The 13,468-nt window shown below is 71.1% G+C and carries 12 protein-coding genes; 6 read left to right on the forward strand and 6 right to left on the reverse strand.

Annotated features, from left to right (window positions below):
* The 3 genes from FK530_RS16975 to FK530_RS16985 form a co-directional block, all read right to left on the reverse strand.
* On the reverse strand, nucleotides 1-1,653 hold a 1,653-nt coding region (locus FK530_RS16975), incomplete at its 3' end, for a SpoIID/LytB domain-containing protein (protein ID WP_146488172.1).
* Between the two features lie 228 nt (nucleotides 1,654-1,881).
* A complete protein-coding gene (locus FK530_RS16980) occupies nucleotides 1,882-2,685 on the reverse strand; it encodes an HAD family hydrolase (protein WP_231706683.1) in 804 nt (267 codons plus the stop codon).
* A 112-nt stretch (nucleotides 2,686-2,797) separates the two neighbouring features.
* A complete protein-coding gene (locus FK530_RS16985) occupies nucleotides 2,798-3,562 on the reverse strand; it encodes a lysophospholipid acyltransferase family protein (RefSeq protein WP_146488174.1) in 765 nt (254 codons plus the stop codon).
* Nucleotides 3,563-3,663: 101 nt separating this feature from the next.
* On the opposite strand from FK530_RS16985, the gene FK530_RS16990 reads away from it, so the two are divergent.
* Together FK530_RS16990 and FK530_RS26700 are read left to right on the forward strand one after the other, a co-directional pair.
* Nucleotides 3,664-5,253, forward strand: coding sequence for a Rieske 2Fe-2S domain-containing protein (locus tag FK530_RS16990; RefSeq protein ID WP_146488175.1), 1,590 nt, complete (start codon nucleotides 3,664-3,666; stop codon nucleotides 5,251-5,253).
* On the forward strand, nucleotides 5,250-6,818 hold the full coding sequence (locus FK530_RS26700; RefSeq protein ID WP_231706679.1) for a roadblock/LC7 domain-containing protein: 1,569 nt from the start codon (nucleotides 5,250-5,252) through the stop codon (nucleotides 6,816-6,818). The genes FK530_RS16990 and FK530_RS26700 overlap by 4 nt, the downstream gene beginning before the upstream one ends.
* On the opposite strand, the gene FK530_RS17000 is transcribed toward FK530_RS26700, so the two are convergent.
* Nucleotides 6,819-7,703, reverse strand: coding sequence for an oxygenase MpaB family protein (locus FK530_RS17000; RefSeq protein ID WP_231706680.1), 885 nt, complete (start codon nucleotides 7,701-7,703; stop codon nucleotides 6,819-6,821).
* A gap of 106 nt (nucleotides 7,704-7,809) precedes the next feature.
* Between FK530_RS17000 and FK530_RS17005 the strand changes: the two genes are divergently transcribed.
* Nucleotides 7,810-8,370 carry a hypothetical protein gene (locus FK530_RS17005; RefSeq protein ID WP_146488176.1) on the forward strand — a complete coding sequence of 187 codons (561 nt, stop codon included), beginning with the start codon at nucleotides 7,810-7,812 and terminating at the stop codon, nucleotides 8,368-8,370.
* Between the two features lie 33 nt (nucleotides 8,371-8,403).
* On the opposite strand, the gene serS is transcribed toward FK530_RS17005, so the two are convergent.
* On the reverse strand, nucleotides 8,404-9,657 hold the full coding sequence (gene serS, locus FK530_RS17010; protein WP_146488177.1) for a serine--tRNA ligase: 1,254 nt from the start codon (nucleotides 9,655-9,657) through the stop codon (nucleotides 8,404-8,406).
* 87 nt (nucleotides 9,658-9,744) lie between these two features.
* Between serS and FK530_RS17015 the strand changes: the two genes are divergently transcribed.
* The 3 genes from FK530_RS17015 to deoD all read left to right on the forward strand — a co-directional run bounded on the left by FK530_RS17015 (nucleotide 9,745) and on the right by deoD (nucleotide 11,880).
* On the forward strand, nucleotides 9,745-10,752 hold the full coding sequence (locus tag FK530_RS17015) for a septum formation family protein (protein WP_146488178.1): 1,008 nt from the start codon (nucleotides 9,745-9,747) through the stop codon (nucleotides 10,750-10,752).
* A gap of 2 nt (nucleotides 10,753-10,754) precedes the next feature.
* Nucleotides 10,755-11,099: a metallopeptidase family protein gene (locus FK530_RS17020; RefSeq protein ID WP_146437560.1), complete on the forward strand. Its 345-nt coding sequence runs from the start codon at nucleotides 10,755-10,757 to the stop codon at nucleotides 11,097-11,099.
* 73 nt (nucleotides 11,100-11,172) lie between these two features.
* On the forward strand, nucleotides 11,173-11,880 hold the full coding sequence (gene deoD, locus FK530_RS17025) for a purine-nucleoside phosphorylase (protein ID WP_146488179.1): 708 nt from the start codon (nucleotides 11,173-11,175) through the stop codon (nucleotides 11,878-11,880).
* A gap of 44 nt (nucleotides 11,881-11,924) precedes the next feature.
* On the opposite strand, the gene FK530_RS17030 is transcribed toward deoD, so the two are convergent.
* Nucleotides 11,925-13,448: an NCS1 family nucleobase:cation symporter-1 gene (locus FK530_RS17030; protein ID WP_410468465.1), complete on the reverse strand. Its 1,524-nt coding sequence runs from the start codon at nucleotides 13,446-13,448 to the stop codon at nucleotides 11,925-11,927.
* Nucleotides 13,449-13,468 lie beyond the last annotated feature (20 nt).

The following is a 13,468-nucleotide window of genomic DNA, read 5'->3' on the forward strand; positions in this document are numbered from 1 at the left end:
GTAGGCGGCCTGGATGGCGGCCTTGCCGGTCACGGCCTGCACTCGGGGCGCCGCGGCGGTGGCGGCGGGCGGGGCGGGGATGCCGGGGATCACGGGGGCGGCCGGCGCGGTGGGTGCGGCCGGCGCGGCGGGAGCCGCGGGCGCCACAGGCGCCGCGGGGGAACCCGCGGCAGCGACCGCCGGGGCGGCGCCGGGGACCGTCGGGACGGCAGGGGCCGCGGGCGCGGCCGGGGCCGCAGGGGCGCCGGGGGCTGCGGCGACAGCGCCTGCGCTCGGCGCGGTGGCGGTCGGGGTCGACGCGCCCGTCGGGGCGGTCTGCGCGGCGTTCGGGGCCGTGGGGACCGGGTTGAACGGGTCGACGGGAGCCGCGACGATCGGGCGGTCGACGACGCGGCCGGGCACGGGCGCCTGGGTCGCGGTCGACGGCGCGGACGCGGCGCCGGGGGCGCTCGGGGCGCCGGGAGCCGGTGCCGACGCCGGGGCCTGGCCGTCGATGGTGAACCAGTCCGACCGGAGGCCGAGCTTCTTGCGGACCTCGTCGCCCTTCGCGGTGACGGTGCGGTTCGCCCCGACGATCTCGACCGCCTCGACGCGCCCGGCCTGGGCCGATTGCACCTTGACCACGCGGATCGACTTCAGCGCACCGACGCCGAACTCCTGCGCGATCTTCGTGGCGGGCACCTTCTGGGTCCAGTTCTTGAACGGCGAGACGACGTCGCCGTCGTCCTTGACGGCCGTGAAGTCGCCGCCCGCGGTCCAGCCGCCCGTGGAGCTGGAGAACTCGGTGGGCACGGCGAAGCCGTTCTTCGCCATGACGAGGCCGGCGGTGCTCGCGACGGCCTTGTCGGTGCGCGGGTCCTCCTTGCCCGCGCCGCCGTAGACCTGCGAGTCCTGGGTGTCGTTGTAGCGGTCGCCGCGCTTGGCGCCCTCGGCGAGGGCGTACGAGCGGGCGGCGATGGCCTGGGCGCGCAGAGCCTCGTAGCCGCCCTGATCCGCCCACTCGACCTTGCTCTCGACGGGGACCACACCGCGGACGTAGTCCTCGATGTTGACCACGTTGAAGACCTTGCCGTCCTTCGCCGCGATGCCGCCGCGGTAGGTGGCGTTGGTGCCGCAGAACTTCAGCAGCTCGCCCGCGGGGCGGTTCGCGGCGGCGTTGAGCGGGGCGATGACGGCGTCGTCGCCGGCGGGGACGGTCTTGACGACGGGGCCGCCGCAGCCCGTGGTGATGACGGCGTTGCCGCCCTCGAGGCGCACGGCCTGGCCCTGCGCGATCGGCTGGTCGCCGATCTTCGCGCCGGCGGGGGCCAGCACGTTCGCGGTTTTCTGGGTGGTCAGCTGCACGCGGACGGGCAGGTTCACGTCGGCGCGGGAGAGCTGGGAGCCGCCGTAGTAGTGGGCGACGATCTGCTCGGCCTTCCAGCCCGACTTCGCGTAGCCGAAGGCCCCCCACTGGCCGAGGCCGCGGCCGTGGCCGTTGCCCTGCCCGGTGAAGGTGACGTCGCTGCCGGCGGCCAGGTCGGGGTCGCCGACGATGTTCGTGGTGCTGAGCAGCGCGGTCGCGCCACCCACGGCCAGGACCGGGAGCAGCGCGAGCGCGACGGTACGCCGTCCGCGGCGGCGACGAGGACCGCCGTCGATCCACACGGGCATGGCTTCTCCTTAGCTCGACAGGTGAGCCGTGCCCGATCGGGCAAAGCTCAACGTGAGGTCGAGACTAACACCATCTGCAACATTCGTCACGTGAGCAACACTCGTCACATGTGTCACATAGCGAAGGGGGTGGGTGGGCGCGCGGGGCCCAGACCACATCTTTCGAAGCGTTCTGCGACGAGATGGCCCGGATCCCTCGCAGAACACTTCGAAAGATGTGTGCCGACGCTAGAACCAGCGCTCGAGCACCCGGGCGACGCCGTCGTCGAGGTTGGTCGCCGTCACGACGTTCGCCGCGCCGCGGGCGATCGGGTGGGCGTTACCCATGGCGACGCCCATGCTGGCCCAGCGGAGCATCTCGGCATCGTTGGGCATGTCGCCGAAGGCGGCGGTGCGGACGCCGTCGGTCAGCCCCAGGTGCTCGATCGCGAGCCGGATCCCCGTGGCCTTGGTGACCCCGGGGACGTGGAACTCGATGAGCCCGTTGTTGGTGGCGTAGGTGACGTCGGCGAGGCCGTTCAGGTGCGGCGCGATCCGGGCGTGCATCTCATCGGAGGTCATCCCCGGCTGCCGGACCAGCAGCTTCACGGCGGGATGCGCGAGGACCTCGGCGTCGGCGGCGGTCACGGTGTCGGGCTCGAGCCAGGCGTGCTGATACCCGGTGGACGCGGCGAACCGCGGCGTCGCGGAGTCGTGCTCGCCCTGCGCGACCCGCTCGGCCGCGAAGCCGGCGCCGGGCAGGTGCCGTCGGACGAGCTCGGCGACGGTCTCGAGCAGCTCGGGCGACATCAGCGCCGCCGAGACCACCCGGCCCGAACCGGTGTCGTACAGCACCGCGCCGTTCGCGCAGACCGCCAGCGGCGCGAAGTCGAGCTGCGCGGCGATGGGATCGACGGCCCGCGGCGGCCGGCCGGTGGCGAGCACGAAGTGTCCGCCGGCCGCGCGCACCGCGTTCACGGCGACGTGGGTGCGCAGCGTGAGCCGCTCGTGATCGTCGACGAGCGTGCCGTCGACGTCGCTCGCGACCAGCAGAGGCGCCGAGCCGAGCGCGTCGAGACCGGGCGCCTCGACGCCGGCCCCGCCCGCCTCGCGGGAGGCGTCCACCACGCCGAACTCGCTGCCGCCGGCCCCTGTCCGTGGCGCCTCAGGCACCGTCGGCCTGACGTTCCTCCCGGCCGCGGCGACGCTCCTCGAGGTCGGCGGCATCCATGGCGTCCGCCTCGTCCAGCGTGGGCGCGGTGCCGCCGAGGCGCGCTGGCACCCACGGCTCGCCCTGCGGGTGCGGCCCGTAGAGGTCCTGCAGCTGCAGCAGCATGGCCTGCATCGACTCCTTGAGCCGCGCGGTCAGCTCCTCCGGCGGCCCCACGGGGTCGAGCGGATCGCACACGCCGATGACGATGCGGAACTTGTTCCGGCCGAGCTTCTTGGGCAGGCCCTTGGTCCAGATCTGCTGGGCGCCCCACACCACGACGGGGACGATCGGCACGTTCGCCTCGATGGCCATGCGGGCGGCGCCGGACTTGAAGCCCTTGAGCTCGAAGCTGCGGCTGTGCGTGGCCTCGGGGTACACGCCCACGAGCTCGCCGGCCTTGAGCGCGTCCACCGCGGCCGCGTACGCGGAGGCGCCGGCCTCGCGGTCGACGGGGATGTGCTTGAGCGCGCGCATGATGGGCCCCGACGTGGAGTTGTCGAAGACCTCCTTCTTCGCCATGAACCGCACCTTGCGGCGCCCGGCTGCGTACGCGGGCTTCCCGGCGAAGGGGAAGTCCAGGTAGCCGGTGTGGTTGATGGCGACCACAGCCCCGCCCGTACGGGGGAACTTATGGAAGTCCACCTCGGTGAACTTGATGCCTTGGAAGGCCCACATGCCGCGGGCAACTTCGAGAATCGTTCCGTAGACGGGTTCCACACCGCCAGCGTAGCCGCGGAGCCGAGTCCGCGGTGTGTCAGCCGGGTGCTCGGGCGCCCATTAGGCTGTAGCGGTAACGAACACAGGCGAAAGGCTCCACAGTGCAGGTCACCAGCGTCGGGCACGCGGGTTTCCACGTCTCCACCGCCGCAGGAACCATCCTGTGCGATCCGTGGGTCAACCCCGCGTACTTCGGGTCGTGGTTCCCCTTCCCGGACAACACCCAGCTGGACTGGAAGACGCTCGGCGACGTCGACTACCTCTACGTCTCCCACCTGCACCGGGATCACTTCGACGCGCGCAACCTCGCGGAGAACGTCAGCAAGGACGCCACCGTCCTGCTGCCCGACTACCCCGTGCCGGACCTGCGGCGCGAGCTGGAGAAACTGGGCTTCACGAAGTTCTTCGAGACGCAGGACTCGGTGAAGCACACGATCAGCGGCCCCAAGGGCGATCTGGACGTGATGATCATCGCGCTGCGCGCCCCCGCCGACGGCCCCATCGGCGACTCGGGCCTCGTCGTCTCCGACGGCGAGACGGTGCTGTTCAACATGAACGACGCCCGCCCCGTCGACATGGAGGTGCTCGACGAGTTCGGCGGCGTCGACGTGCACCTGCTGCAGTACTCGGGCGCCATCTGGTACCCCATGGTCTACGACATGCCGAAGGGCTCCAAGCGGCGCTTCGCCGAGCAGAAGCGCCAGCGCGGCATGGACCGCGCGCGCAGCTACGTCGACCAGGTCGCCGGCACCTGGGTCGTGCCGTCGGCGGGCCCGCCCGCCTTCCTCGACCCCGAGCTGCGCTACCTCAACGACGAGGGCCGCGTGGACCGCGAGACGATCGGCGGCGACCCGTCGAACATCTTCCCGGACCAGATCACCTTCCTCGAGGAGATGCGCAAGAACGGGAACGACGGGGGCCTGCTCATGATCCCCGGCACGGTCGGCGAGTTCCGCGGCAAGGAGCTGGTGGCGCTCACGCACCCGGTCTCCGAGGCCGAGGTCATGGACATCTTCGAGAACAAGACCGCCTACCTGGACGCCTTCGCGGCGCGTCAGGCACCGGTCCTGGAGGCCGAGAAGGCCACCTGGGCGAAGGACGACGGTACGCCGCTCCTCCCCGCTCTCAAGGCCAAGTTCGAGCCGATCATGCAGGCGTCCGCGCTGATCAGCGACGGTATCGGGTACCCGGTCGGGCTGGAGATGGCCGCGTCCGACGGCTCCGTCGAGACCGTGGTGCTCGACTTCCCGCAGCGCATCGTCCGCGGGCCGGAGGAGGGCGACGGCAAGTACCGGTACGGCTTCCGCATCGCCGCCGAGCTGGTGCGCACCGTGCTCCGCGACGACGAGCCGGACTGGGTGAACACGATCTTCCTGTCGACGCGGTTCACCACGTGGCGCATCGGCGGCTACAACGAGTTCCTCTACACCTTCTTCAAGTGCCTCACCGACGAGCGGATCGCCTACGCCGACGGCTGGTTCTCCGAGGCGCACGACGACACCGCGTCGACCGAGCTGGACGGCTGGGAGGTGCAGCGCCGCTGCCCGCACCTCAAGGCGGACCTGTCGAAGTTCGGTGTGGTCGAGGGCGGCAAGCTGACCTGCAACCTGCACGGCTGGCAGTGGGACCTGGAGTCGGGCCGCTGCCTGACCTCGAGTGGGCACGAGCTGCGCGCGAAGAAGCTGCCATGAGCGGGCCGCGGCGTCCGCGCAACAACCGGCAGCGCGTCGAGGACTACTACGGCGTGCACGACACGGGCATGGGCTCGCGCCCGGCGCCCGCCGCACCGCCCGCTCCCCCGACGGTGCCCCCGGCGGGTCCACCGCAGGGCCCGCCCCAGGGGCAGGCACAGCAGGGACCTCCGCCGCAGGCTCCGCGCCGGCCGCGGGTGATCCCGCCGCCCGAGGAGCAGCTCGCCGCGAAGGAGGCGGCCCGTGCCGCCGCGGGCGTGCCGCCGTCCGCGCCCGGCTCGCCCTCCGCTCCGATGCCGGGCCCCGGTCCGGCACCGTCCGACCCGCTGGCCGGCGTCGCGGCCCCGTCGTTCCCGCAGCCGGGCAGCCCGGCGCCCGACGCGCCCCGCACCAAGCCCGACCCCTTGACCGATCCACTCACCTCGGAGACCTTCCAGGGCGTGCAGCAGGCGTCGGACACCTTCGAGGCGGGCGTGGTCGGCGGCTTCGGCTACAGCGCGTCGACGGGCCCGCAGACGCGTTCGAACACGTCCGCGACCGCGTTCGACGGCGGCTTCGACCAGTTCGCGCCGCCCCGGTTCGAGCGCCGCGCCGACGGCCCCGAGGGGGACGGCTGGACCGACACCGCGCCGCAGCCGGGGCACGCGGGCGAGACCTTCGAGGCGACGTTCGAGGCGCACCCCGAGAGCGAGACGCTCGACGAGCCCGACGAGTCGTACATCGACGTCGAAGTGGTCGACGTCGAGGTGCACGAGGGTGCCGTGCCCACCGCGGCGGACGCGCCCGCGCGCGATGATGCCGAGGAGCACGAGGGCGAGGTGCACCACGCGGAGTTCGTCGACCACGAGCCCGAGACCGCACCCGTCGACGAGCCCGACGCCGCCGGGCATCCGACGGGGGCGACCGCGCATCCGGCGGACATCGACGTCGACGGGCAGGCGGACGCCGACGAGCGGCGCGGTGCGGCGACGAGCACCGGCACGGACGGGACCGGCGACGAGCACGCGGCGGCCGAAGAGGGCGTGGCGGGCGAGGAGTCCGGGCCCACGGAGAAGCAGGCTCCGCCGCGGTTCCGCGAGCCGCTCGCGATCGACCCGTACCCGTACACGCAGATCGATGAGACCTACGTCGATCCCGAGACGCTGCAGGATCTGCAGGACCGCCAGGCACAGCACGAACCGAAGGAACCCGGTGACATGACCGAATTCAACGAGTCCCTCCAGGAAGCCATGACCATCGACGGCGCGCTCGGCGTGGCGCTCGTCGACGCGGGCAGCGGCATGGCCCTCGCGACCGCCGGCAACCCCGCGGAGTTCAACCTCGAGGTGGCGGCCGCCGGCAACTCGGCGCTGGTGCAGGCGATGAGCCGCACGCTGGGCGATCTGGACCTCGACGATCACATCGAGGACATCCTCATCACCCTCGGCACGCAGTACCAGATCGTGCGCCCGATCAACCAGGGCAGCGACGACCTGTTCCTCTACCTCGTGCTCGACCGCTCGCGCGCCAACCTCGCGATGGCCCGCTTCCGCCTCACCAAGCTCGCGGAGCAGATCGAGGTCTGATCAGGCGGCCCGGGCGCCCGCGTCGAGACGGGTGCGGCCGAGTGGGTCGAGCCCCAAGGCGAGGCGGGCGCGCAGGTCCACGAGGTGGCCGCGGTAGAGCAGGCTCGCGGGGTAGAACCGGTCGGCGACGCGCACCACGCGCATGAGGAGTTCGAGGCGGCGCTGCTCGGCGTCCGACCAGGTCCAGCCCATTGCCTCGCGGATGCGCGGGTGCACCGTGCCGCGGGTGAAGAACCGGAACGGTCGTCCCAGAAGGCCTGCGAGGATCACGCCGGCGGGCCCCATCGGCTCCTTGATGAAGTCGAGCGTCGCGAGATCCTCGAGGTAGTCGCGCACGGGCTGCGCGATCGCGACGTCGTCGAGCGAGGCCTCCCAGTACGCGGTGAACTCGGCCCAGGTCGCCGGCCACTCCTCGGCGGTGAGGTTCACGCCGGTGGCCAGCGTGACGGCGTCGGCGGTCAGCCTGTCGAGGGTCGGCTCGTCCAGCGCACCGTAGAGCAGCTGGTACTGGTCGACGTAGTAGTAGAACAGGCACGCAGCCACCCAGAGCTGCAGCTTGCGGGCGTTGCCGCTGTACCGGACCGGGCTCTTCTCGGTGGAGTGGACGTGCGCGTGCACCGCCGCGATCGCCCGACGGTACGCCGACCGGTCCTGTTCGGAGCCGTAGAGCGCGACGGCGAGGTACTGCGTCGTGGTCCGCGCCCGCTTGAACGGCCGGTCGACGACCCGCCCGGAGGCCACCCGGCTCTCCTGCACACCGTGCCCGACGCCGGGGATGGCCAGCTGCATCACCACGTTGGCCGCGTTGTTCGACAACCCGGCGAGCGTCACGAGATCGTCCAGGGTCTCCGGCGTCCGCCGCCGCATGCGATAGAACTCGGTCATGAATCTATCGTGAACCACGTCACACGCGATTGTAAGAGTTTGCGAATATTCATTCACATTCCACTCGCCCGCCCCACCGCCGACAGCGTTCACCTACGCTCGGCGCATGATCGCTGAGCCTCGCACCCTCGTCCGAGCCGGGTGGCTCCTCACGGGCCTGGTCCTGGCGAACTGTGTCTTCGTGCTGCGCTCCACGATGCTCGGCGTCGACGACTTCACGGAGATCTTGCCGTGGCTCTTCGGTCTCATCCTGTTCGGCCTGTGGGTGACCTACCTTGCCGTCTGTTTCCGCCGGGGGATGTCCCCCTCATGGCTCCTGCTGCCGATCCCACTCATCGGAGCACTCACCATCGCACTCTGGGTGACCGATACCCCGCGACGGCTGCAGTGGGCCTACGACGAGCCCCGACTGACGGCGGCCGCCCAGCAAGTACTCACCGACCCACGCGTCGACTTCACCGACCAGGGCGATCGTCGCATCGGCACGCTGCGGGTCCACCGGACGACCAAGCAGGGCGGCAACGTCGCCTTCGCAATCCCTCCCACCGACAACACGACCGGCATCAGCCACCTGGAGTACCGACCCGATGGCAGCAGTCCGGCCGTGGACAGCGTCGCCGTCGCTCACAGGCTCAGCCCGGAGTGGTGGCGCGTGATCGGATTCTGACCGACGAGCGCAGGCGCGCCGCGGGCCGAAAACCTACGGCCGCAGCACGTCCGTCCCGATGAAGGGCTGCAGCGCCGCGGGGACGCGCACGGAACCGTCGGGCTGCTGGTGGTTCTCCCAGATCGCGACGAGCCACCGCGTCGTGGCCAGGGTGCCGTTGAGGGTCGCGGCGATCTGCGGCCGGCCGTCGTCGTCGCGGTAGCGGATGCCCAGGCGGCGGGCCTGGAAGGTGGTGCAGTTCGAGGTCGACGTGAGCTCGCGGTAACGACCCTGCGACGGCACCCAGGCCTCGCTGTCGTACTTGCGCGCCGCCGACGAGCCGAGGTCGCCCGCCGCCACGTCGATCACCCGGTAGGGCACCTCGACGGCCGCGAGCATCTCCTTCTCCCAGTTCAGCAGGCGCTGATGCTCGGCCTCCGCGTCCTCGGGCTTGCAGTAGACGAACATCTCGATCTTGTCGAACTGGTGCACGCGGATGATGCCGCGCGTGTCCTTGCCGTACGAGCCGGCCTCGCGCCGGAAGCAGCTCGACTGCGCGGCGTACCGGACGGGACCGTCGGACAGGTCCAGGATCTCGTCCATGTGATAGCCGGCGAGCGGCACCTCGGAGGTGCCCACGAGGTACAGGTCGTCGGCTTCGAGACGGTAGATCTCGTCGGCGTGCGCGCCGAGGAAGCCGGTGCCCGCCATGACCTCGGGCTTGACCAGGACGGGCGGCACCATCAGCGTGAAGCCGTTCGCGACGGCCTTCTGCACCGCGAGCTGCAGCAGCGCCATCTGGAACAGCGCGCCGTGGCCCTTCATGAAGTAGAAGCGCGACCCCGAGACCTTCGCGCCGCGCTCCATGTCCAGCAGGCCCAGGCCCTCGGCGAGCTCCAGGTGGTCCTTCGGGTTCTCGATCTCGGGGATCTCGCCCACGTGCTCGAGCACGACGAAGTCGTCCTCACCGCCGGCCGGCACCCCGTCGATGATGACGTTGCCGATCTTCCGTGCGACCTCGTCGAAGACCTCATCGGCCCGGGCCTGCGCCGCCTCGGCCTCCTTGACCTTCCCGGCGAGCTCGCCCGCGGTCGCCACCAGGGCCTTGCGGTCCTCGGGGGCCGCCTTGCCGATCGATTTCGACGATGCCTTGTGCTCGGCCCGGAGGGTATCGGCCGCCAGCACCGCCGCCCGACGGTCCGCGTCCGCGGACAGCAGGGCGTCGACCAGCGACGGGTCCTCTCCACGGGCGCGCTGCGAGGCGCGCACACGGTCGGGGTTCTCGCGTACCAGCTTGACGTCGATCACCCGACCAGCCTATTACGGCACCGTCGACCGGCCCCAACCGCTACACCGCCCACCCGTCCCGGCCCGCACCGGGCATGATGGAGGGCGATGGCCGACGACACCGACACCCAGCCCGCCCCCACCGAGAAGTCCAGCCGCTCGGGAGCGGTTGCCGTGCGCGCCGTACTGGCCGCGGTGATCGTGGGCGCGCTCGCGATCGGCGCGGGCCTGTACTTCACCGGCGCGTTCGAGCCCAAGAACGAGGAGAAGGCGCCGCGACTCGCAGCGGCCGGGACCACGCTCGCCCGCTCCAAGCCCGGCACGTGCCTGACCTGGGACAAGGACCCCACCACCATGGCGCCCGTCGACTGCCTCCAGCCCCACAAGTTCGAGGTCGCGGGCGAGCCGGCCCGCACCCTGCCGGAGAACGCGCCCTACCCGACCCAGTCGGTCATCGCGGCGCAGCGCGACCAGCTGTGCCCGCCCGTCGTCACCGAGTACCTCGGCACCCGGCTCGACCCGAAGGGCCGGTTCCAGATGGGACTGCTCGCGCCCGGTGAGAAGGCGTGGGAGTCGGGCGACCGGACCATGCGCTGCGGAATCCAGGTGTCCGATGCAGCCGGCGAGGTGCAGGACGTGCAGGGCAAGGTCGTGAACCAGGACAAGTCGCTGACCTGGCCGCCGGGCACCTGCATCGGCATCGACGACCGCGGCCAGCTCACCGGCCCCGTCGCCTGCGCCCAGCCGCACGCCTTCGAGGTGACCTCCGTGATCGACATGCGGCAGGGCTTCCCCGACGCCTCCTGGCCCACCGAGCGGCAGCAGGAGGAGTACCTGAGCCGCATCTGCCCGTCGCGCACCACGGGCTGGTTCGGCTCGCAGGACGGGCTCCGCAAGTCGGGCCTGCAGCTCGCCTGGAACAAGCTCTCCCAGCCCTCGTGGACCGCGGGCTCGCGCTCGGTGATCTGCTTCCTCGCCTCGTCGAAGGACGGCAGGACCTTCACCCCGATCACGGGCTCCGCGAAGTCGCCCGACCTCCTTATCGACGGCAAGAAGCCCGTCATGCCGACCTTCCCCGGCGCCGGCCCCGCCCCGACGCCCGCCCCCGGCCGGTAGCCGTGCACGTCTCCCGCCGCGCCTTCCAGGAGTGGGTGTCGGACGCGCTCGACGACGTCCCGCCCGAGCTCGCCAAGGCGATGGACAACGTGGTGGTGCTGGTGCGCGACCGCAACGAGGAGGAGCCGACGCTGCTCGGCCTGTACGAGGGCATCGCGCTGACCGAGCGGGACTGGAACTACGTGGGCACCCTGCCGGACACCATCACCATCTACCGCGAGGCGCTCATGGACATCTGCGACACCGAGGAGCAGCTACGCCACGAGATCCGGGTGACCGTGCTGCACGAGATCGGCCACCATTTCGGAATTGACGACCACCGACTCCACGACCTGGGTTGGGCCTGACCGGGCGGGTGCCACCCTCCGGAATAGACGACCACCGACTCCACGACCCGGGCTGAGCCTGAGAGGAATCCACATGCCGACACCGCACAACTCCGCCGCCCCCGGTGACTACGCGCCCGCCGTCCTCATGCCGGGCGACCCGCGGCGCGCCCGCCGCATCGCCGAAACCCTGTTCGACGATGCCCGCCTGGTCAACGAGGTGCGCGGGATGGAGGCGTACACGGGCACCGTGGGCGGGCGGCCGATCTCGGTGATGGGCTCGGGCATGGGCATGCCCACCATGACGATCTACGCCACCGAGCTGTACCGCGAGTACGGCGTGGAGCGGATCATCCGGGTGGGCACGTCGGGCGGCTTCCAGGACGACCTCGCCCTCGGCGACGTGATCGTCGCGACCGCCGCCCACACCGATTCCGCGATCAACGATCCCCGCATCCCCGGCGTGCGGTTCGCCCCCGCCGCGTCCTATCCGCTGCTCCGCGCCGCGGTGGACGCCGCCGAGCGGGCCGGCACGCCCGTGCGGGTGGGGCCGGTGTACTCGTCCGACCACTTCTACCTGGCGCGCCCGGGCCTGCACGAGGGCCTGCGCGACCACGGCGTCCTCGGCGTCGACATGGAGACCGCCGCGCTCTACGCCGTCGCCGCAGCGGAGGGCCGCGAGGCCCTGACGGTGCTCACGGTGAGCGATCACCTCTTCCGCGAGGAAGCGATGCCGTCCGACGACCGCGAGAAGAGCTTCGCCGCCGCCGCGAACATCGCGATCGAGGCCGCCTTCAGCTGAGCACTAACCCATCGGGTCCAGGCGCGACGGGGCGTCGACCCGGGTCACGCCGGCGTACCCTGCACCGGCGCCCCGGCATCGTCCTCGGGCGCCCGAGGCGGCTGCGGAGGGGCCGCCTCGGCTTCCGGATCCGGGGTCCGACCGCCGCCGCCCAGGATCGGAGTGAGCACCAACACCAGCACCGCGCCGAGGGCGGCACCGATCGGCCAGCTCAGCGCCGTCACGTATTGCGAGCTCGGCACCAGGGCGATCACCACGGCCACGGCGCCGGAAATCACGAGGGCTACCACCGCGGCGGGGTTGACGCCCCGGACGAAGTAGTAGGAGCCGTCGGGACGAGTGGAGTACAGGTCGGCGATCCGCGTGCCCTGCTTGCGGATCAGGTAGTAGTCCACGACCAGGATCCCGAACACCGGCCCCATCAGCGCCCCGACACCGCCGAGGAAGTAGACCACCGCGGCCTCGCTGCCCCACACCTTCCACGGCAGCACGACGATGGACAGCACGGCGGTGATGATGCCGCCGGTGCGGAAGGAGATGTACTTGGGCGCCACGTTGCTGATGTCGTAGGACGGCGAGACGAAGTTCAGCACCACGTTGATCCCCACGGTGGCGACCGCGAACAGGAGCGCGGCGATCACGACGACGACGTCCGAGTCGATCTCCGAGACCAGCGCCACCGGATCTTTCGAGCTGTCGCCGAACACCTTGAGCGAGCACAGCGAGATCACCAGGGAGATCAGCACGAAGGCGGTCTCGTTGAGCGGGATCCCGAGCGCGTTCCCGCGCCGGATGGCGCGGGTGGAGGGCGACAGTCGAGCGAAGTCGGCGTAGTTCACGAGAGGGCCGGCCATGAACGCCACCATCAGGAAGGCGACGGCCACGAAGGCCGCGACGGTGCTCGGCCCCGACAGCGGAGATCCGGCGCGCGCGTTCCAGTCGATGCTCCAGTCCGCCTTGTTCAGCATCCACAGCGCCAGCGCGAACATCCCGATCCACACCACCGGACCGGCGAAGTCCGAGACCCGGCGGACGATGTCCATGCCGTACGACAGGATCAGCAGCTGCACCACCCACAGGCTCATGAAGACCGCCCATCCGAGCGGGCTCTGCCCGAGGAAGCCGCCGTGCGTCCAGGCCTCGGTGGAGGGCCAGATCCGCACGATGAGGGCGATCACCGCCAGCGCCGCGAGGTAGGTCTGGATGCCGTACCAGAACACGGCGACCAGGCCGCGCAGCAGCGCGGGAATGTTGGCGCCGAAGATCCCGAAGGTCGCCCGGGCGAACACCGGGAAGGGCACGCCCACCTTCTGCCCGGCCACGCCGATCAGGTTCGATCCGGCCCACAGCATCAGGACGCCGACGAACAGCGCGACCACGGTCTGCCACCCCGTGAGGCCGAGCGCCAGCATGCCGACGGCGAATCCGTAGCTCCCCAGGCTGTGCGCCGAGGTCATCCACAGGCAGAACAGGTCCCACGACTTCCAAGTGGCGTTCTCCTTGGTGGTGGGAGCCAGATCAGCGTTCAACAGCGCCGAACCGCTGGGCGCGGTAACCCGTTCGGACATGACGGAGCCCCTGTCGTTCG

The organism is Tsukamurella conjunctivitidis (assembly GCF_007858475.1).
In the GTDB taxonomy this organism is placed as follows: domain Bacteria; phylum Actinomycetota; class Actinomycetes; order Mycobacteriales; family Mycobacteriaceae; genus Tsukamurella; species Tsukamurella conjunctivitidis.

Coding starts and splice junctions, on each gene's coding strand:
- FK530_RS26700 (WP_231706679.1), top strand. CDS start 5,250: ATGAGCGGGCCGCGGCGTCCGCGCAACAACCGGCAGCGCGTCGAGGAC.
- FK530_RS17000 (WP_231706680.1), bottom strand. CDS start 7,703: ATGACCGAGTTCTATCGCATGCGGCGGCGGACGCCGGAGACCCTGGAC.
- FK530_RS17005 (WP_146488176.1), top strand. CDS start 7,810: ATGATCGCTGAGCCTCGCACCCTCGTCCGAGCCGGGTGGCTCCTCACG.
- FK530_RS17015 (WP_146488178.1), top strand. CDS start 9,745: ATGGCCGACGACACCGACACCCAGCCCGCCCCCACCGAGAAGTCCAGC.
- deoD (WP_146488179.1), top strand. CDS start 11,173: ATGCCGACACCGCACAACTCCGCCGCCCCCGGTGACTACGCGCCCGCC.
- FK530_RS17030 (WP_410468465.1), bottom strand. CDS start 13,448: ATGTCCGAACGGGTTACCGCGCCCAGCGGTTCGGCGCTGTTGAACGCT.